General features: G+C 68.2%; 17 protein-coding genes. 9 read left to right on the top strand and 8 right to left on the bottom strand.

Going from position 1 to position 19,510, the window contains the following annotated elements; all coding sequences use genetic code 11:
* Window positions 1-46: 46 nt before the first annotated feature.
* Complete coding sequence (locus RM25_RS00220) at window positions 47-1,585, top strand: amino acid permease (RefSeq protein WP_044635833.1); 1,539 nt, start codon at window positions 47-49, stop codon at window positions 1,583-1,585.
* Between the two features lie 216 nt (window positions 1,586-1,801).
* Here RM25_RS00220 and RM25_RS00225 read toward each other — a convergent pair whose 3' ends face one another.
* Window positions 1,802-3,001: a L,D-transpeptidase gene (locus tag RM25_RS00225; protein ID WP_080774411.1), complete on the bottom strand. Its 1,200-nt coding sequence runs from the start codon at window positions 2,999-3,001 to the stop codon at window positions 1,802-1,804.
* A gap of 296 nt (window positions 3,002-3,297) precedes the next feature.
* On the opposite strand from RM25_RS00225, the gene RM25_RS00230 reads away from it, so the two are divergent.
* Window positions 3,298-3,585 carry an acylphosphatase gene (locus RM25_RS00230; protein WP_044635834.1) on the top strand — a complete coding sequence of 96 codons (288 nt, stop codon included), beginning with the start codon at window positions 3,298-3,300 and terminating at the stop codon, window positions 3,583-3,585.
* Between the two features lie 46 nt (window positions 3,586-3,631).
* Here RM25_RS00230 and RM25_RS00235 read toward each other — a convergent pair whose 3' ends face one another.
* The gene (locus RM25_RS00235; protein ID WP_044635835.1) at window positions 3,632-4,315 is read right to left on the bottom strand and encodes an IMPACT family protein; all 684 of its coding nucleotides are present in this window, start codon (window positions 4,313-4,315) and stop codon (window positions 3,632-3,634) included.
* A gap of 130 nt (window positions 4,316-4,445) precedes the next feature.
* On the opposite strand from RM25_RS00235, the gene RM25_RS00240 reads away from it, so the two are divergent.
* Window positions 4,446-4,955 (top strand): nitroreductase family protein, encoded by a 510-nt coding sequence (locus RM25_RS00240; protein ID WP_013159968.1) that lies wholly within the window; start codon window positions 4,446-4,448, stop codon window positions 4,953-4,955.
* A 236-nt stretch (window positions 4,956-5,191) separates the two neighbouring features.
* Entirely contained in the window at window positions 5,192-6,841 is a 1,650-nt protein-coding gene (locus tag RM25_RS00245) for a glycosyltransferase family 39 protein (protein ID WP_044635836.1), read from the top strand.
* 37 nt (window positions 6,842-6,878) lie between these two features.
* On the opposite strand, the gene RM25_RS12675 is transcribed toward RM25_RS00245, so the two are convergent.
* From RM25_RS12675 to rfbA, 4 genes are read right to left on the bottom strand one after another with little or no spacing between them, the layout of a single operon-like run.
* Window positions 6,879-7,457: a hypothetical protein gene (locus RM25_RS12675; protein ID WP_044635837.1), complete on the bottom strand. Its 579-nt coding sequence runs from the start codon at window positions 7,455-7,457 to the stop codon at window positions 6,879-6,881.
* Window positions 7,430-8,446 carry a putative glycosyltransferase family protein gene (locus RM25_RS00255; protein WP_013159971.1) on the bottom strand — a complete coding sequence of 339 codons (1,017 nt, stop codon included), beginning with the start codon at window positions 8,444-8,446 and terminating at the stop codon, window positions 7,430-7,432. The genes RM25_RS12675 and RM25_RS00255 overlap by 28 nt, the downstream gene beginning before the upstream one ends.
* The gene (locus RM25_RS00260; protein WP_044635838.1) at window positions 8,443-10,533 is read right to left on the bottom strand and encodes a DUF6541 family protein; all 2,091 of its coding nucleotides are present in this window, start codon (window positions 10,531-10,533) and stop codon (window positions 8,443-8,445) included. Before RM25_RS00260 ends, RM25_RS00255 begins: the two co-directional genes overlap by 4 nt.
* Window positions 10,534-10,588: 55 nt before the next feature.
* Entirely contained in the window at window positions 10,589-11,458 is an 870-nt protein-coding gene (gene rfbA, locus RM25_RS00265) for a glucose-1-phosphate thymidylyltransferase RfbA (protein WP_044635839.1), read from the bottom strand.
* A 163-nt stretch (window positions 11,459-11,621) separates the two neighbouring features.
* Between rfbA and RM25_RS00270 the strand changes: the two genes are divergently transcribed.
* From RM25_RS00270 to RM25_RS11630, 5 genes are all read left to right on the top strand, one after another.
* Window positions 11,622-12,368 (top strand): glycosyltransferase family 2 protein, encoded by a 747-nt coding sequence (locus tag RM25_RS00270; protein WP_230954647.1) that lies wholly within the window; start codon window positions 11,622-11,624, stop codon window positions 12,366-12,368.
* The gene (locus RM25_RS00275) at window positions 12,365-12,790 is read left to right on the top strand and encodes a DUF2304 domain-containing protein (RefSeq protein WP_052809040.1); all 426 of its coding nucleotides are present in this window, start codon (window positions 12,365-12,367) and stop codon (window positions 12,788-12,790) included. The genes RM25_RS00270 and RM25_RS00275 overlap by 4 nt, the downstream gene beginning before the upstream one ends.
* A 138-nt stretch (window positions 12,791-12,928) precedes the next feature.
* Entirely contained in the window at window positions 12,929-13,810 is an 882-nt protein-coding gene (locus RM25_RS00280; protein WP_036940954.1) for a glycosyltransferase family 2 protein, read from the top strand.
* 10 nt (window positions 13,811-13,820) lie between these two features.
* Window positions 13,821-14,612: a glycosyltransferase gene (locus RM25_RS00285; protein ID WP_044635841.1), complete on the top strand. Its 792-nt coding sequence runs from the start codon at window positions 13,821-13,823 to the stop codon at window positions 14,610-14,612.
* A 14-nt stretch (window positions 14,613-14,626) separates the two neighbouring features.
* Complete coding sequence (locus RM25_RS11630; RefSeq protein WP_060759089.1) at window positions 14,627-16,534, top strand: glycosyltransferase; 1,908 nt, start codon at window positions 14,627-14,629, stop codon at window positions 16,532-16,534.
* Here RM25_RS11630 and RM25_RS00300 read toward each other — a convergent pair.
* Window positions 16,522-17,799, bottom strand: a complete 1,278-nt coding sequence (locus tag RM25_RS00300; protein WP_048769702.1) for a lipopolysaccharide biosynthesis protein — start codon at window positions 17,797-17,799, stop codon at window positions 16,522-16,524. The genes RM25_RS11630 and RM25_RS00300 overlap by 13 nt on opposite strands.
* A 247-nt stretch (window positions 17,800-18,046) precedes the next feature.
* Entirely contained in the window at window positions 18,047-19,222 is a 1,176-nt protein-coding gene (locus RM25_RS00305) for a hypothetical protein (RefSeq protein WP_129931201.1), read from the bottom strand.
* Between the last annotated feature and the right edge of the window lie 288 nt (window positions 19,223-19,510).

Raw genomic sequence — 19,510 nt, forward strand, 5'->3', positions numbered from 1 at the left:
TCTTGTCGCACCGCGATCGGTCAATCCTCAAGGGAGAGGTTTTGTCATGGCACTGGATTGGACTGGTATACCACCTGAGGTGGACCTTCCTGACGGTGAACCTGAACTGAGTCGCGGGCTGAAGAATCGCCATCTCCAGCTCATAGCCATAGGTGGTGCGATCGGAACCGGCCTGTTCCTGGGCGCTGGCCGCACCATCCACCTGGCAGGCCCGTCGATCGTCCTGGTTTATGTGATCATCGGTTTCTTCTTGTTCTTCGTCATGCGCGCGATGGGTGAGCTGCTCCTGTCGAACCTGGCGTACAAGTCGTTCGCGGACTTCGCGACCGACCTGATCGGCCCCTGGGCCGGCTTCTACATCGGCTGGACGTACTGGATGTGCTGGGTGGTGATCGGCATCGCCGACACGACGGCCATCTGTGGATACCTGGCCCTGTGGTTCCCCGACTTGCCCAAGTGGATCCCCGCCCTGTGCGTGGTGTTGTTGCTCACCGGGCTCAACATGGTGGCGGTGCGGGTGTTCGGCGAGCTGGAGTTCTGGTTCGCCATGATCAAGATCGTCACGATCATCGCGCTGATCCTGGTGGGCGCCTACCTGGCGTTCACGGCCTTCCAGCCGCCGATGGCGGGGGCGCCGGCCGCGTCATTCGCCCACATGTGGGATCGCGGCGGGTTCTTCCCGACGGGCTTTGCCGGATTCATGGCCGGCTTCCAGATTGCGATCTTCTCCTTCCAGGGCATCGAGATGGCCGGCACGGCTGCTGCCGAAACGGCCGATCCCGAGCACAACCTGCCGAAGGCCATCAACTCGATCCCGGCCCGTGTGCTGATCTTCTACGTGCTGGCCCTGATCGTCATCATGTCGGTGCAGCCCTGGGACCTGATTGATCCCAACAACAGCCCGTTCGTCGAGATGTTCAGCTTCATCGGGGTGCTGATCGCCTTCCACGTGATCAACTTCGTGGTGCTCACCTCGGCGGCGTCGTCGGCCAACTCGGGGGTGTTCTCCACCTCGCGCATCATGTACGGACTGGCGCGCGAGAAGAACGCGCCCAAGCGGTTCGCGAAGCTGTCGGGACGCCACATCCCGCGCAATGCGCTGTTCCTCACCGCCCTGTGCATCTCGCCGTCGATCATCCTGGTGATGTTGTCCGATTCGGTGATGGACGCCTTCAGCCTGGTGGCCGGCATCTCGTCGGTGCTCTACCTGTCGGTGTGGGGGCTGATCGTCGCCTGCTACATCGCCTACCTGCGCAAGCACCCCGAGCGGCATGCCGAGTCGATCTTCCCGATGCCGCTGGCGCGCATCATGCCCCGGGCCACGCTGGTGTTCTTCGTGGCGATCCTGGTGGTGCTGGGCTTCGCGAAGGATTCACGGATCGCGTTGTTCTTCGCGCCGGTGTGGATCCTGTTCATGGCGCTCATGTACCGCTTCCTGCGTTCGACGCGTGCCGAGGCCGAGCCGATCGACTTCGATGCGGAGCGTGATCGGGCCCGGGAGCTGGTTGAGCAGCATGTCACCGAGACCGGCGGCAAGGGTGCCTCCGAGCGGCTCAAGAAGACCGGCCGGCGCACCCTGGACTGATCGCACGCCCGGTGGGCGGCAGGGTTGCGCCCACGACATGTGAGCCCGGTGGGCGGCAGGCTCGCGCCCACCACAAGTGCACACAGCATTCGTCCCCGTCACCTGGCGTTCACCAGGGGCGGGGACGAATGCTGTGTTGTCGGGGAAATTCGTGTTGTCGAGGATGGGTGTGGGGCCCGGGTTGCCTCAGTCCGGGCCGTCCCAGATCCCGCTGCCTCAGACCAGGGCGCTGCGCTGCTGCCAGGAATCCCAGTCGTAGACCCAGCAGCCGACTCCGTCGCCGGGCTGGAACGAGGGGCCGCCGCCGGTGAACTCCACCGGGTCGCCCACCTGGGTGAAGCTCATCAGCCAGGCCGCCTCGGTGGGACTCACGTTGACGCAGCCGTGGCTGGAGGGCGTATTGCCCTGCTGGGCCACCGACCAGGGCGCGGCATGGATGAACTCGCCGCTCCACGTGACCCGCTGGCAGCTGTCGACCTTGAGCTTGTAGCCCTCGGCACTGGTGGCCGGCACGCCGTAGGTGGACGAATCCATGATCATCGAGGTGAGCTTCTCCATGATCACCTTGGTGCCCGACAGCGTCGGATGTGCCGCGGTGCCGGTGCTCACCGGCAGGTTCTTCACCAGGTTGTCGTTCTGGTAGACGCCCATGTACTGGCTCGAGTTGTTGCAACGCAGCACGTGGGCCTCGCCGAAGCTGATCGAGTAGTTCGTGTCGTCGGCAAGGTAGAGGCCGTCACCCACCACGAGTCCGGCGAACGCCAGTGACACCTTCGCGGTGCTGCCGGCCTGCCAATAGGTCTTGGGACGCCACATGAGGATGCGGTTCTCCACCCAACCCCACGAACCCTCCTGCACCGGTGACGTGGTGACGGTGGCGTGACGCTCGATGTCGGCGCGGATCGCCTTGTCGGTGATCGGGCTGTTGAACTGGATGTACACCGGCATGCCCACGCCCAGGCCCTGCTGCACGTACACCGGCGAATAGACGATGGTCTCGACCTTCGCGGTGGTGAACGACGCGGTGAGCGTGTGCGGGCCGTCCTTGGCGTCGGTGGCCTCGACGGTCACGTTGTAGTTCGCTGCCGGCCAGAAGGCGCGGTCGCAGGTCCAGGTGCTGCCGTTGAGCTGGCCGCTGTAGGCGTTGCCATTGCTGTCGGCCACCACGATGGACTTCAGGGTGCCGTCATTGACGGCCACGGTGAGCGCGTCCTGCGGCAGCACGGCGTCGAGGCCGTGCGGGGCGGTCAGCGACAGGGTGGGGGTGGCGGGCCCCTTGCTCGATGCCGATGCGCCGGTTGAGCCGGGGCGCGCCTTGGAACAGGCGGCCAGCCCTACTGCGCCAGCACCCACCGCGACGGCGGCAAGTGCCCCTCGCCGGCTGAACCGGCTGGTGGGGTGAAGGCGACGTGGCATCGGAACTCCCGAACATGTTGCGCCGGCGGGCCGGCTTGGAGATGGACGATTCTGCGGGGGTGATCGGCTTGGCGGGTCCGACCACACAGGTGCGGGGCTGGACCTTTCGCATCCCGGTGAATGCAGTGCGGCGGGAGATGTCACCCGCCTGAGCAATCAAGCCAAGAGTGTAGCTCGTGGCACTTCCATTTCTGAGACGCCAGCGGCTTGTTCGCCACAGGCTGTTATTGAGGCAGGTCGCCGGCGTGCTGGGCCAGGGATCGGTGGGTGGCCGCCGCAGGCCCCACAATGGAGCCATGTCAAGGGGTGTGGAAAACCTGCGTGCGGTGCGGCTTGTGGCGTCCGGACGCGTGCAGGGCGTCGGCTTCCGGTGGCAGGCCCGTCAGCAGGCCCGCGCGCTGGGTATCGACGGCTGGGTGAAGAACCGCGGCGACGGGCGTGTCGAGATGGTGGCCCAGGGCGAGCGCACAGCCGTCGGACGGTTCATCGCCTGGGCGCGCAGCGGCCCCGGTTACGGATACGTGGAGCACCTCGAGGTCACCGACGAGCCCGTCCGGGGCATGACCGGCTTCGACGTCCGCTGAGTTCGGACGCACCGGGTTCGGGTGCGGGGTTCACACCGCCCGACCCTCACAACGCGCGGGTGGTCCACTCACTGCCGGCGTCGATGAGGCGTGCCAGGCCGCCGGTCAACGCCGCGACCGCCTCGCGGGTCAGCTCGTCCTCGCCGGGGACGTGTGCCACCTGCACGATGCCCTCGGTGGACGTCCAGCGCGTCGCCACCACGTGCAGCGACGAGTTGCGCAGGGCCGCCTCGATGGCGCCGGCCTCGGCCAGCGGCAGGTGCACGTCAACCAGCTGCATGCGCTGGCGCACCACGAAGCTGGCCCGCGTCAGTGCCTCACTCACCGCGCCGCCATATGCCCTTGTCAGGCCGCCGGCGCCCAATTTGATGCCGCCGAAATAGCGCACCACCACTGCGAGCACGTCCGACAGGTCCCGCCGTCCCGGTGCCGTGTGGTGGGCCACGAGCGCCTGCAGCATCGGTGCGCCCGCGGTGCCGGCCGGTTCCCCGTCGTCGCTGGTGCGCGCCTCGGTGTGCCCGGCGCCGAGCACGAAGGCGCTCGGGCGGTGCCGTGCGTCGTAGAACTCCTTGCGCAGCTCGGCGATGTGCTCGCGGGCCTGCTGCGAACTGGACACCGGATACAGGCAGGCAATGAACCGGGACCGCTTGATCTCCTGTTCATTGCGCATCGGTGCGCGCAGCGTCACGAAGCGGTCGCCCGACGACGCGGGCTCCACCGACTGCGACATGACACCTCCACGACGACAACTCCCGGCCACCACGGAACGCCTCCCCGGACCTGATGGGAGGTCCGGCGTCCACAGATCCGGCATCCACACACATCGTGTCATGACCTTCCCGGGGCGTTAGCGTGGATGCATGGCAGACATCACCCCACTGTTGGCAGACCGCTGGAGCCCCCACGCATTCGACAAGACCCACGTGATCTCCGAGGACCAGGTGCAACTGTTGCTCGAGGCGGCCCGCTGGGCGCCGTCGGCAATGAACCGCCAGCCCTGGTCGTTCGTGGTCGGCGTGCGCGACGACGACGTCTTCGCCCGCCTGCGCCCCGCCATCGAGGGCTTCTCCGACTGGGCGCTGGACGCGTCGGCAATCATCCTCGGCGCCTATCAGAACGCCGGAAGTGAGCCTGACTACGCCCTTTACGACCTCGGGCAGTCGATGGCCCACCTGACCGTGCAGGCCGAGGCACTGGGCCTGCACGTGCGCCAGTTCGCCACCTTCGACCGCCCCATGGCCGGACGCGCCTTCAACATCGCCGCGCCGTGGGAGCCGATCATCATGGCTGCGGTGGGCCTGCCGGCACCCGGCCAGAAGCCCGAGGGGCGCGCCCGCAAGCCGCTCAGCGAGCTGACCGCCTGGCAGTGAGCTGATCCTCGGCCGGCACCCGCCGGTCACCTGCCACACGCCTGCCCACGGGCCTGCGTGGGCTCCGAACACGCCCGGCCAGCGACCGCCCCTGCGGACGACGGGATGCCACAATGGGCGGCCGGGGTCGCGTCCGGCCCCGATCGAGGATGCACGGCATCGAGGGTGGTCGGCCTGTTGGGAGAAGAGCGCGTATGAGTGGTGGGACTGCTGTTGGTTCCCAAGAATTTCCCCCGGTGGGCACGTTCCCACAGGAGGACGAACTCCCCCCATCGGGCACGACCCGCAGGACGCGCGATGCGTCGTCAGCGGACCTCGTGGCCAATGGTTCCGCAACCACTGACCCCTCACCGGCCCCTCGCCACCGCATCCGGCGTCGGCTGATCCCGCTCGACGGGCACGGCGACATCCGGTTGGGCGTCCTCGCCGCACTGCTGTGCATGATCGGCTCGTGGTACGTGTCGACGTGGCTCGACGAGTCGGCCACCGCGCACATCATCAGCTATCCCCCCGCGCAGATGAATGGGCTGTTCACCTGGACCGACCTTGTGTACGCGCCCTACTACTACCTGATGCACTACTGGACGGCGCTGGTGGGCATCAATCCGTTCACCCTGCGCCTGCCCAGCGTGCTGGCGGTCGGCGTCGGCACGGCCGCCATGGCCGCCACTGGCCGGGTGCTGGTGGCACGTCGTGGCCAGCTGCTCTATGCCGCCTGCTTCGCGCTGCTTCCCCGCGTCATGGCGATGGGCATCGAGGCGCGTCCCTATGCACTCGCCGCGATGTTCGTGGCCTGTGCGGTGTGGTTGGTGGTGCTCATCGGGCGACGTCCGACGGCATGGCGCGTCATCGGCCTGACCGCGGCGATGGCGCTTGCGGTGTACGCACAGATGTATGCGGTGTTGCCGGTGATCGGGCTCACGCTTGTTGGCCTGCTGACGATCCGGACGCGGCACCGCTGGCTCGTGGCGGCGGCCGCCGTGGCAGCCGGCACGCTCTGCCTGCCCTTCGGGGTGGCCGCCGTGGGCCAGTTGAGGCAGGTGGGGTGGATCGCCGACCTGTCCCACGACTGGTTCGACCATGCGCTCGTGGAGTCGTGGGCGGCGTCGCGCACGAACGTGAACGTGACGGCCACCGACCTGGTGCCGCACGTGATCGCGGTGACGATGGCCGTGCTGGCGGCCCTGCTGGTGGTGTTGGCCCTGGTGAGCCGCTTCAGCGGCACCGCCGCCGAGCGGGCCGGCCGCCGCCCCGGCGTGGCCCGGATGCTGTGGGCGATGGTGCCGATCGTGCTCACCGTGGTGGTGTTGTGGACCTATTCGCTGCTGGCCACCGACGTGCTGCTGGCGCGCTATTTCACGGCCGCCGCGCCGTTCTATGCCGTGGTGTTGGCCGAGGCGACCATGGCATTGCGCTGGAGGTGGGCGCGCGTCGTGCCGGTGTTGTTGCTGGTGGGTGCGCTGGCGCTGGCCGGATTCCAGCGCCGCCCCTACGCGAAGGTCACCTGGGAGGACTATTCGCTGCTCGCGACGGTGATGCGCACCGAGGCCCAGCCCGGTGATGGACTGCTCACCGAACGCAATCCGCAGCCCAACGAGAACTACCAGGTGGCGCTTGCCTGCGATCCGGACGCCTTCACCCACGTGATCAACCTCGCCCAGCCCAACAAGCCGCCGCTGGACGGACCCTTCCGCAGGGATCCGCCGCGCATCCGGCTGGTCACCTATCCCCAGCTGCCGCAGCGCATCTGGCTGGCGGTGCCGTTCGGTCAGTGGAGCGAATACGGCCAGCAGCTGGAGCACCTGGGCTACCAGCCGACGCTCACCGAGCGCGGCCCGCAGGGCGATCCGGGTGGCCATGCCATCACGCTGTGGCAACGGCGGTGATGCGCGTCGGCCCAGCGGTCCCGGTTGTCGCGGGCGGTCAGCAGTCGGCCGAGCGCTGCACCCACAGGGTGGAGCTGCCCGCCACTGCGAAGCTTGGGTAGTGCACCGTCTCCACCATCGCCATGTCGGGCAGTGGAGATTGCGAGACCGTGTAGCAGGCCCGCGTGTCAGCAAAGGACGAGGTGTAGCCGTGGGCGCCCACCACACCCGAGCCGGTGACCATCGGCCGTGACGAGTGCCAGCCCAACCACTCGAAGCCGGCGTCGATGTCGGTGGCGGACACACCGCGGGCCACGAGTCGTTCGGCTGCCCGCCACTGGGCCCCGTCGCGGGCCAGTGTGCTGGCGGTCACCGACCAGCTCAGCGCCGCGACGACCACCAATCCCACGGCGCCGGCCCACCGGGAGGTCGTCGGCACGCTGGCCCTTGAAGGGCTCGAAGACCGCGGAGGGACGGCCCGGGGAGTGGCCGAGGCTCCCGGCGAGGCGGCGGACGTCGCAGCCGGCCGTGCCGCCAGCGATCCCAACAGCGGCCCGCACAACAGCGGCACCAGTGTGATCAGGTAGCGGTCGTAGATCTCCTGGCCGATCAGCGCCTGCCCGAGCGTGCCCGCCACCAACAGGCCTGCCGCTGCCGCGGTGAGCGGGTCGACGCGCCGACCTCGTGGCGCAGCCGTCTGCCCGGGGGCGCGCAGGCGCGCCTGCACCGCCGTGCCGACGAGCAGGCCCGCCGACAGGCAGGTGAGCACCAGCACCGCGTTCCACACCGACGCCGCAAAGATCGTCTGACGGCCGTGTTCGGCGCTGGCATAGGCGCCGCCGGCAGGTACAGGGCCAGGGTCAGCAGGCCCATCGGCAGCCCTGCCAGCACGGTGCGCAGTGCCCGGGACGCCGTCCGCCGGATGGCACACCAGATGAGGAAGGCAACGAAGGCGAACACCACCATCACCGTGCCCTGCACATAGGCCACGGTGATGGTCAGGTAGCCGGCCGCGAAGGCGGGCCAATATGACTTCTTCTGCACGATGAAGCGCCACAGGCCCCACAACACCCACGGGAAATAGGCCCAGACCTCCAGGTTCGTCACCCACGACGTGGCATCCAGGAACAGCGTGAAACCGCCAAGCGGTGCCGCCACCCCTGCCATCACGGACAAGCAGCGCCGAGCACCGAATTGCCGGGCCAGGGCATAGACGCCCGCGCCGCCGACCATCATGAAGAACAGCTTGACGCCGGTGGCCATCACGGCCGCATTCGACACCAGCTGGGTGATCAGGCCGATCACGATCACCACCGGGTTGAGCAGCCCGAACTGTTCCACGGTGTAGTTGCCCGCCATCCACGCGCTCGGGTTGAGCAGTGGCCAATGCCCGTGCGAGATCTGACGGCCGAGCTCGAACCATTGCCCGTAGGCGCCACCGGCCGAGTCGTCGTACCAGTAGAAGTGGCTGTTGGTCAGCAGCGGGGTGAGTCCGATGAGTGCCACCAGCGCGGCCACCAGTCCGATCGCCACGAGCTCGCGACGCAGGGAGCCCGTCGTCGAGCGGGGCCGGGGTGAGTGGTGGGCGTCGTCGGCCAGCTCGACCTCATGGCCCGGCTGGCTCATCGGCAGGCCTCGATCCGGTAGAGCACCGCGTGGCCGTTGTTGGCCACCGGCACGAAGCCGGGCGCCTCATAGAGGCGGGCGAATCCCGGGGCGTACTGGGCATAGTTCGACCTGTTCACCTCATACCACCCGAAGTCGAGCGCATAATGCACATTGAGGTCGCTCAATGCGTGACAGACTTCCGGGTTGAATTCCGCGAAGCGGAGATTCTGATTGATGGTGTAGACATCGCGACTCGGCGTGTAGAGAATATGGGTGGTGGTGGTCTTCACATTCTCCAGTGCATATGCCATGGAGCTCCCGTTGTACGGCACGGTGGCCACCGTCTCGTCGGCCGGCACCAGCTCGGGCAGGCGCTTGAGCAGCGCATATTCGTCGGTGTCCACCACGTTGCCGTTCCAGGTGATGCGGTAGCTGTCCGCGGCGTCGCGCAGGGTGGTGCGCAGCGTCGGCGCCAGCAGGGTGGCGGGCACGAGCACCACGGCCAGCAGCAGCGTCACCGTCGCCACGATCGGGGTGGTCGGGGCGGTGAGCTGGCGGCGGGCGGTGAGCCAGCCGACGAGCCACCGCGCCATCGCTGAGCAGCCGATGACGGCCAGCGGTAGCGCGGTGAGGGGCAGGGCTGCGGCCAGGCGACTGGGATCGTTGTACCAGATGCCCACCAGGGCGTTGCGGAGCCACCCGCTGGGGAAGCATGACACCGCCATCCACAGGAAGATCAGCAACCCATGGGCTGCGAGCAGCCAGATCTGCCGGCGGGTGACGATCACCACCACGGCGCCGACCACCACCAGCACCGAGATGGGCAGCACGGTGATCGTTGCGGTGCTGGGCGTCATGGTCAGGGCCTGCCATAGTGCGCGGCGGGGTCCGATGATGGCGTTCCAGACGGCCGCATCCTCGGGTGGGCGGATCTTTGCCCAGATGGCGATGATCACCAGCGCCGCGAGTGCCGTCAGGCCGATGGCCCCGCGACGTTGCCAACGCGGCTGGTCGGAATCGCGGGCACGCAGAATGCGGGTGAGCCAAGTGGCCAGCATCGGGATGAGCACCACGCAGAACAGCGCGATCGTATTGGGGTGGGCGATCGCCATGCCGAACATCGCCAGCAGTCCCACGGGAAGCGCGGAGCGCAGCGGCGTGCGATGCTCACCGAGCCCGAGGGCCTGGTAGGCCAGGGCGATGGTTGCCGGGATCAGGGCGATGCCGAACATGTTCGGGTAGAGCACGCCCCACGACGCGGGCAGGTAGGGGAACGCCGGGAAGGCGCCCACCATCAGGCCGGCGGCAACGAGTGCCGGCGCATTGACGCGTCCCAGCACGTGCAGCAGGTAGAAGCAGCCGAGGACCCAGACGACGGCGGGCACGGCCACCACCATGGCGTTGTTGGCGGCCACCACGTCGGTGGAGTGCACCATCTTGAGTGCGAGGGTGGCCACGTCGTGCCAGGCCAGCGGATAGAACGCCGCGGGATTGTCGCCCGTGGTCATCGTGATGGCCAGCGACGAGCCATTCGAGTTGTCCAGGATCCAGCGGATCGCGCTGAGGTGGAACACATTGTCGAACGACTGCGAGAAGTTGTCGGGGCGGCCCAGGATGGTGATGATGTGCCAGCAGGTGAGCACCATGCCCAGTGCGCCGGCGCCGAGCCACCACCCGGTGGCCAGGGGTCGGGGGGCACCCCGCGTGGCGGACCCGGTCACCTCGGGGGAGCCGGGCGACGCCGCAGAACTAGGCGACGCGGATGCGGATGCGGCGGACGCCGCGACGCGCCGCGGGCCCGGTGCGCCGTCGGCGTGCGGGGCATGGCCCGTGCGTGCGTCCACGAGGCGATGTGCCAGCCAACGCACCGCCAGGCAGCCGAGCGCACACACCACCGTCAGCAGTGCCGGCGGCAGCAGGTTCCAGCCCAGGCCCACCTTGTTGGCGACGATGGCCGACGCGGCGATGATGGCGGTGGACACGCCCGGCGCGAGCGCCAGGGAGACCTTCCACGACAGTTTCGCGCAACGGTTCACGATGCCGCCGGGCAGCACCAGCAGCACCACTGAGGCTGCGACGAGTGCACAGAAGCCGAGCCAGCTCATGGATGCCTCCTGGATGCCGGACGCTGGTGCGTTGCCATGGCCACCTGCGGCCCGTTCAATGGCCGATTGCCACGAGCTGGGCCAGGTAATCGCCGTAGCCCGACTTCGCGAGCAGCCGGGCGCGCTCCAGCAGGTCGTCGTCGGACAGCCAACCCTGGCGCCAGGCGATCTCCTCGGGGCATCCCACCTGCAGTCCCTGGCGGGCCTGGATGGTGCGCACGAAGTCGGACGCGTCGTTCAGCGAGTCGAAGGTGCCGGTGTCGAGCCAGGCGGTGCCACGCGGCAACACCTCGACGTGCAGGCGGTTGGCCGCCATGTAGATGCGGTTGATGTCGGTGATCTCGAGCTCGCCGCGGGGGCTGGGGGCCAGGTTGCGGGCGAAGCCGACCACGTCATTGTCATAGAAGTAGAGGCCCGGCACGGCCAGGTGCGAACGCGGCTCGGCGGGCTTCTCCTCGATCGAGACGGCCATGCCCAGGGCGTTCACCTCCACCACGCCGTAGGCCTGCGGATCGGCCACCCAGTAGCCGAAGATCGCCGCGCCCTCGACGTCGGTGTTGCGGGCCAGGCGCGTGCCCAGCCCGGGGCCGTAGAAGATGTTGTCGCCCAACACCAGGGCCACCTTGTCGCCACCGATGAAGTCGGCGCCGATGGTGAATGCCTGCGCCAGGCCCTTGGGGGCGTCCTGCACCGCGTAGGTGAGGTTGATGCCGAAGCCCGAGCCGTCACCGAGCAGTCGGTGGAAGGAATCGGCGTCCTCGGGGGTGGTGATCACCAGCACGTCGCGGATGCCAGCGAACATCAGCGTCGACAGCGGGTAGTACACCATCGGCTTGTCATACACCGGCACCAATTGCTTGCTGGTGCCCATGGTGATCGGGTGCAATCGGCTTCCCGTGCCGCCCGCCAGAATGATGCCCTTCATGACTGCTCCCAGATTCGGCTGCTGCTAGTGGCGACGCCCCGGTCGCACCCACGCGCACGTTCCTGTGCGCCGCAGGCTGATCAGGCGTCGGGGTCAATCTATCGGGCCGGCGGGCCAGCCTCGATAGACTGGGGCGACGATGTCGCGCGACCGGAGGGTGGGGATGACCAGAACGCTGATCATCATGCCTGCCTGGAACGAGGACGAGGTCATCGGCGACACGATCAGGGAGCTGCGCTCGGTGCTGCCCGACATCGACCTGCTCGTGGTCAACGACGGCTCCACCGATGCCACCGTGAGCGTGGCCGAGGCGGCGGGCGCGCTGGTGCTCAACCTGCCCTACAACATGGGTGTGGGCGGCGCGATGCGGGCCGGCTACAAGTACGCGCGCCGCTTCGACTACGACCAGGCCATCCAGGTGGACTCCGACGGCCAGCATGATCCGCGCGATGTACGCACGGTGTTGGCGGGCCTCAAGCAGGCCAACATCAGCATCGGGGCGCGTTTCGCCGGCCGTGGCGAATACACGGTGCGCGGTCCGCGGGCCTGGGCGATGCGCTTCCTGGCCGGCATCGTGTCGCGGCTGGCGCACTACAAGCTCACCGACATCACCAGTGGCTTCCGTGCCGCCGATCGGCTCGCGATCGAGCAGTACTGCCGTCACTTCCCGGTGGAATACCTGGGCGACACCATCGACTCGCTGGTGGTGGCGATCCGCTCGGGGCTCACCGTGTGCCAGGTGCCGGTGGAGATGCGTCCGCGCCAGGCCGGCACGCCATCGCACAATCCGCTCAAGGCGGCCCTGTACCTGAGCCGGGCGGTGGTGTCGCTGTTCATCGCGATGACGCGTCGCCCGGTGAAGCACGACCCGTCGCTGCGTGCCGCACACGGCGAGGAGGCCGCACTGTGAAAAGCACCATCTTCTTCGTGATCCTCACCGTGATCATGCTGTTCGTCGTGGGCAACCTGTTGCGCAGCCGCCGCATCCGCGAGCGCTATGCGGTGCTGTGGGTGCTCGTGGGGCTGTTCATGCTGGTGCTGGTGGCCTTCCCCGTGCTGCTCGACCGGTTGGCCCACCTGGTGGGCATCGCCGTGCCGTCGAACCTGCTGTTCATCCTGGTGATCGCCATGCTGCTGGGCATCACCCTGCAGTTGACCCTCGAGGTGTCGCGCGCCGAGGACCGCAGCCGCGTGCTCGCCGAGAACGTTGCCATCCTCAACCTCGAGATGCGCGAGGCCGGGCTCACCCACCTGCCGACGCATGGCGCGCCCGGCGACGAGATGAGCGACACCACCGACGATGGGCCCGAGGGTCCCGACGCGTCCCGGTAGCCATGCGGCCCGGTAGCCACGCGTCGCATCCGGCAAGTGGGCCGGCTCGTCCCCGTCCCCCCGGCGCCGGTCGATAGGCTGGCCACCTGCCCGCCGACCGTATGCGGCAGGGTCTTCCCGGAGAGGTTGCGACGAGCGATGACTGTTGATGTGCTGTTCCCCTTCTACGGCGACGTGGAGCTGATGAAGCAGGCGGTGCACAGCGTGCTGCGCCAGAGCCATCGCGACTTCCGGCTGATCGTCATCGACGACGGTTACCCCGACGCGTCGATCCCCGGCTGGTTCGCCGCGCTGGGCGACGACCGCGTGTCGTATGAGCGCAACGCCACCAACCTCGGAGCGAACGGCAACTACCGCAAGGCACTCACCCGGGTGACCAACGAGCTGGTGGTGGTGATGGGCGCCGACGACGTGATGCTGCCCAACTACCTGCAGTGGCTCGTCGACCGTGCCGGGGAGCACCCCGAGGTGCAGATCTTCCAGCCCGGCGTCGTGGTGATCGACGAGCACGGCAGTGGCGTCAATGGCCTTGTCGACGCCGTGAAGTCCGTCTACCGGCCCCGCGGCAGTGGCGTGCGCGTGCTCACCGGTGAGGCGTTGGCGGTGTCACTGCTGCGCGGCGACTGGCTGTACTTCCCGTCGGTGGGCTGGCGCGCCGAGACCATCACCTCCATCGGGTTCCGCGAGGGCTACGACGTGGTGCAGGACCTCGCCCTGGCGCTCGACGTGGCGATGCACGGCGGTTCACTGCTCGTCGACTCGCAGCTGGCCTTCATGTACCGGCGCCACTCGTCGTCGGATTCGTCGGTGCGCGCGCTGTCGGGCACCCGCTTCGATGAGGAGCGCCGCTTCTTCGAGAACATGGCCGCCGAGATGGCCGAGCGGGGTTGGAACCACGCCGCCCGGGTGGCCAGGCTGCACCTGTCATCGCGCTTCCACGCCGCCACGCTGCTGCCCGGCGCGCTGCGCCACGGCAACCGTGAGGGCCTGCGCAACCTCGGCCGTCACCTGGTGAAGTAGACCGATACCCATGCCCACGGATTCGTCCGACGCCACCCCACGGGGGATGGTCAGCGTATGCATGGCCACCTACAACGGGGCCGCCTTCGTCACCGAGCAGATCGCCTCGATCCTGCCGCAACTCGCAGCCGGCGATGAGCTGGTCATCGTCGATGACGCCTCCCGTGACGACACGGTCGAGGTGATCTCGCGCCTTGACGATCCACGCATCCGGCTGGTGGCACGCGACGAGAACCGGGGCTATGTGCGCACCTTCGAACAGGCTCTCGGCCTGGCGCGCGGCGAATACCTGTTCCTGTGCGACCAGGACGACGTATGGATCCCCGGGCGCGTCGACATCATGGTGGAGGCGCTTGGCGAGCACCAGGTGATTGCGTCCAACCTGGCGACCCTGGGGGGCCCTGACCGCATTCCGGGCCCGTTCTGGATCACCGACTGGCGCGTCAGCTCACGCGACTCCGACCACTCGGTGCGCAACCTGGTGCAGTTGCTCGCCGGGCTGCAGTGCTACTGGGGATGTGCCATGGCCGTGCGTCGTGACGCCCTGGACTACCTGCTCCCCTTCCCGCGCTTCCTGGACGAGACCCATGACCAGTGGATCGGACTGTGCGGGAACATGGCGCATTCGATGGGCCATGTTGATGCGCGCACGGTGTGGCGGCGCATCCATGACTCGAATCTCACGCCCACGCAGCCGCGGGGGCTCATCCCTGCCCTGCGTTCGAGGTTGATGCTCCTGCGCTGCCTGGCGGTTGCCTGGCAAAGGGGCCTGCATGTCGGCAATCCACGAAAGCACGGGTGAAACGAGGAATGGCTGTGAACCATGCGGGTCTGTCGCCGGTGGCGGTGGTGGTGTCGCTGTTCAACCCCCCACCGCAGGTCGTCGAGCGGTGCGCGGGTTGGGTGCAGTCGATCGGGCCGGTGTTCGCCGTGGACGACGGCTCGCCAGACCCGGCCGTGCACCGCGTGCTCGATGCGCTGGTGGCGCACGGCGTCACGGTGCTGGTGAACCACCGCAACGAGGGGATCGCCCGGGCCCTCAACGTGGGCATATCCCGCGCCCTGCGCGATGTCGCACCCGCGTGGATCCTGACCATGGACCAGGATTCCGAACTCGGTGACGGCTATCTCGCGGCGGCGCAGGCCACGTTGGCCACGGCCCGGCGAAAAGACCGGGTGGGCATGCTGTGTGCGGAGTGGATCGGTGACCTGCGCGCTCCCACGATCCGCAGCCGCGGCGTCGTCGAGGTACGTGAGCCGATCCAGTCGGGCATGCTCATGCGGGTCTCCATGCTCCGCCAGCTTGGCCTGTTCGATGAGTCATTGTTCATCGACGCGGTGGACACCGACTTCGTGGCGCGGGCGCGGCAGCGGCGATGGAGCGCGGTGCCGATCGTGGGTGGGCACCTGCACCATGCGCTGGGACAGACCGTTCCGGTGACGGTGCGGGGTCGGCCGTTGACATGGCGTGGACGGCAGCGCCACATCACCTACCACCCCCCATTGCGCAGCTACTACACGGCGCGCAACCAGCTGCACCTTGCCGGACGCTATGCGTTCAGGTGCCCGGGGGTCCCGCTGCGGACCTATGCCACGCAGGCCACCATCCTGGCCTCGCTCGCGGCCTTCGCCCGGGACCGTCGGCTGCAGTGCACGGCGCTCGGCCTGGGGGTCCGCGACGCGCTCCTGGCCAGGTATGGCTCGATCGGCATCGGGGCGTCCCGGGCACTCGGCCTGCCGGAACCCGGCGCCAACCCCGCCCCCGGTGCGGTGCCACGGAACTTCGAACGCCAACCGGTGGTGGCCCAGATACTGCTCAGCACCTGGAACGGGCAGGAATACGTGGCCGAGTTGCTGGAGAGCCTGCTGCGCCAGGAGACGCAGGCGCAGGTGCGCATCCTGGTGCGGGACGACGGGTCCACCGACGACACCCTCACGGTGCTTGACGGATTCGCCGAACGGGACCCCCGGATCACCGTGGTCAGGGGCGAGAACCGCGGTGTCGACCGATCGTTCCATGCGCTCATGCAGATGGCTGATCCCGACGCGGACCTGTACTTCTTCTGCGACCAGGACGATGTCTGGTTCACCGACAAGGTGCAGGCGGCAGTGGAGGCCCTCAGCGACCAACTGGGCCTGTCCGACGCGTCCGGTGGTCCGCGCCCGGCGCTGTACTGCTCGCGCTCCATGGTCACCGATTCGTCGTTGGAGCCCATCGGCCCGACGCGGGACTACGAGCGCGCCTCGCTGGCGCATGCCCTGGTGATGAACATCGCGCCCGGCCACACGATGGCGCTGACCGCACCGCTGCTGCGGCTGGTGCGCGATCATTTCGATCCCGACAAGATCATGGTCTTCGACCACTGGATCTACCTGGTGGCGGCGGGCCTGGGCAGTGTGGTCTTCGACCACACCTGGCACACCTGGTACCGCAATCACGATTCGAATGCCATCGGATATTCGGTGAAGGACTCATGGTCCACCCGCATCGCCGCGGTGCGTGAGGCGGACTTCGGCGCCTACACCCGTCAGGCGGCACAGTTCGAGCGGGATTTCGGAAGCCAGCTCCATGGGCGTCGGGCGGCCCGGCTGCGCGGGTTCGTCCACCAGGGATCGCTGCTGTCGCGGCTGCGCTATGTGCGTCGCTTCGGGATCGAGCACGGCTCAACGCTCGCCTCGGTGAGCGCGGCCGTGCTGTTCATCGTGGGCAGCTACCGGCCCTGATCCCCGTGGTGGGTGGCAGCCCCGGTGCCCACGTCGTAGCGGGCACGCAGCACCCGCAGGGCGGGCAGCACGGTGGCCGCCATGATCACCGCCTCGCTCAGCGCGAGGCCGGCGGCGATCCCGGCCGCGCTGTGGTGCAATCCGGCGAACACCATCGCGATGATTCCGAAGAGCGCGGCAACCGACGTTGCCAGCAGGACCGTCCTCTGTCGTCCGTTGGGCACCAACAGGTTGCGCAGGAACGGCGTTGAGGCCGAAATGAACAGGAACGCCAGCGCGTACCAGGACGTGAGTGCGAAGCCGGCGGCGACCTGCGGGCCGAACAGCACCTGGGTGGCCCACGGTCCGAGCAGCGCGATGCCCACTGCGCCCAGGAGGCCCAGGAGCAGGTGCAGGGCGATGGCCGCGTGGTGGCGCCTGCGCCCGGACGCACCCTCCACCTCGAGGGTCCAGCCCTGCAGGGCATTCCCCAGGGCGGTCACGGCGAACAGCGCATAGCGGTAGAGCTGGTCGGCAGAGGCGAAGCGGCTCGAATCGATGCTGAGCAACAGCGCCGTGGCGATGGGCACCGGGGCATAGGCGTAGGCAACCCCGACGAGGCTGGCCGACGCGATCGACGTCATCGATCGGATCGAGCGCCATGCGTCCCCGAGGCTCACGGGTGAGGAGGGGGCGGTGGTGATCACGCGTCGTGGGAACAGCCACAGGGCGACCAGGATTGCGATGATCAGGAGCACGGGGTAGGCGATCATCGACCGCGTCCACAACATGATCGGCACCGAGACGATGGTGCCGATCACCCGCGGCAGGGTGTCGTAGAGGCCGAGTAGCTTGGGCCGGCCCACCCCGATGCAGAACCACTGGGGCGACAGGGCCCCCATTGTGAATGCGCACGCCACGAGTGCCGCGGGGAGTCGGACGGAGGCCGGCGCGAGCAGCAGCGTGACCACCACGGTGGCCGGCAGCACGAAGGCCAGCATGAGCAGGCGGCTGTAGACGCTCTCGGTGTACAGGCGGGAGCGTTCGGCCTCGGAGGCCTGGGCCACCATGGCGGGCCCCACATAGCTCCAACCCCAGGTGGCCAGGCTCATGCCGAATGTGCCGATGGACATGGCCGCGACAACGCCCGACCAGCCGTCGCCCACGAAGCGCGCGATGATCGGCGTCGCCACCAACGGAGTGACCAGCGACAGCAGCGGCCAGCCGGTGAAGCCGGCGAGCCGACGCACCACCTCGGTGGCGGCGCCCGCGTTGTCACGATTCACTCAGTCACTCTTTCGGCTCGGGACGCGCCGCAGGTGTGCCCGTGTGGTGGTCATCGGGCGCCAACATGGCACTCGGGACGCGAATCGTCGTCACGTGTGCAGCGCGTGCGTTGACAATATCAGCGCGCCAGGATGCGGCACGCGGGCGCCTTCGTGGCCGGTGGGACAGCCCACGAGGCTGCGGCTGCGTCCCCGGCAGGGTGCCCTGCCTCTCCCACAGGGTGCCCTACTTCTCCCAGAGGGTGCCCTATTTCTCCCACAGGGTGATGGTGTGCCCCTGCGGCACGCCGCTCTTCGCGTAGACGCTGTGGTAGCCGAGCTCGGCGAGTTGGGAACCGTACACGGCGCGCCGGGTGTGCCAGGAGGCAACCCAGATGCGCGGGGGAAGCCATTCCTGGGCGGCCAGGTTGAGCTCCGGCGGGTCGTGCGCCCAGGCGAAGTCCAGGGGTGGCTTGGTCGGCTGGGCCAGGTCGATGAGCGTCGAGAAGGCGCCCGGATCCACCGAGACCGCGCCGCGATAGGAGAAGACCCAGTCCTGGATCGGGTCGATCAGGAAGCCATCCCCGGCCCGGGCGGATTGCCGCATGACCCTGGACATCAGGTTGTAATCGGTCCCCGAAGCCTTCGCATAGGTACGCTGCTGGAACCCGAACAGGGTGAGGGAGCCCACCATCAGGAGGATGACCAGGCCCCGTATCCAGCGTCGCTGCGCATGGATCGCCAATTCTGCAAGGGCCATGGCGAAGAAAGGTGCCACCGGCGTCAGATAGCGGCCCTGCAGCACATTGGTCCACACCAGGGAGGCGATCCACAGGATGCCCACCCCGGTGGCGACCGGGACCAGGGCAAACGCCAGCCGGCGTAGGTGCCGGCCGCGGGACTCGACGACGACTGCGATCAGGAGGATGGCGGCAACCACCGCCATAGCTGCGGCAATTGCATCGGGCACCCTGTCCGATATCTCCGGCACCGGAGGGGTTCGTGACGCGGCCCAGGACTGCACCAGGGCTGTCTCGATGAGGGAATACTTCTCGCTGGCCAACCATCCGATCTGGCCCAGTTGGCGTGAGGTCGCCACGCCGAACGGCGCGACCAACGCGGCGCTGACGATCCCGGCGGCGGCGAGCATCCATCGTCGCCTGCCCTTGGTGAAGAACCAGGCGGCAGCAACCAGGCCAGCCATGGGAAGCGCCGCATACAGGTGCACCAGCATCGCGGCCGCAATGGCCAGCACAAGGCCCACCCAACGCAGCCACGAGGGGCGCCGGCGATAGACCACCACGAGCAACAGTGCGAGCGCCGCGAACATCGACGACATCGCATAGGGCCGTGCTTCGATGGCCATGAGCAGTGTGCGGGGGAGCAGTCCGTAGGCGGCCGCATAGGCGAGTTGCCCCCGTCGGCCGACCAGTCTTCGTCCCACGCCCGCCATCGCCATCGTGCCACACCGGCAGCGATCACGCTGGGCAGCCGCAGCGTGAAGGGCGTGATGCCGACCAGGTCGACCCACCAGTGCACCACCTCGTAATAGGCGGCATGGACCATGTCGGACCCGGACGGCAGCGTCGGAATGCCCTGCCACATGCTGGCCATGTCCCGGCTTGAATAACTCACGACGTGTGCCGTGGCGACCTCGTCCAGCCACGGCGATACGCGCCAGGCGCCAACCAGAGTGAGAAGAACCACGACCAGCCCCAGGACCGCGTCGCCC

This window comes from Propionibacterium freudenreichii subsp. freudenreichii (genome assembly GCF_000940845.1).
Lineage (GTDB): Bacteria > Actinomycetota > Actinomycetes > Propionibacteriales > Propionibacteriaceae > Propionibacterium > Propionibacterium freudenreichii.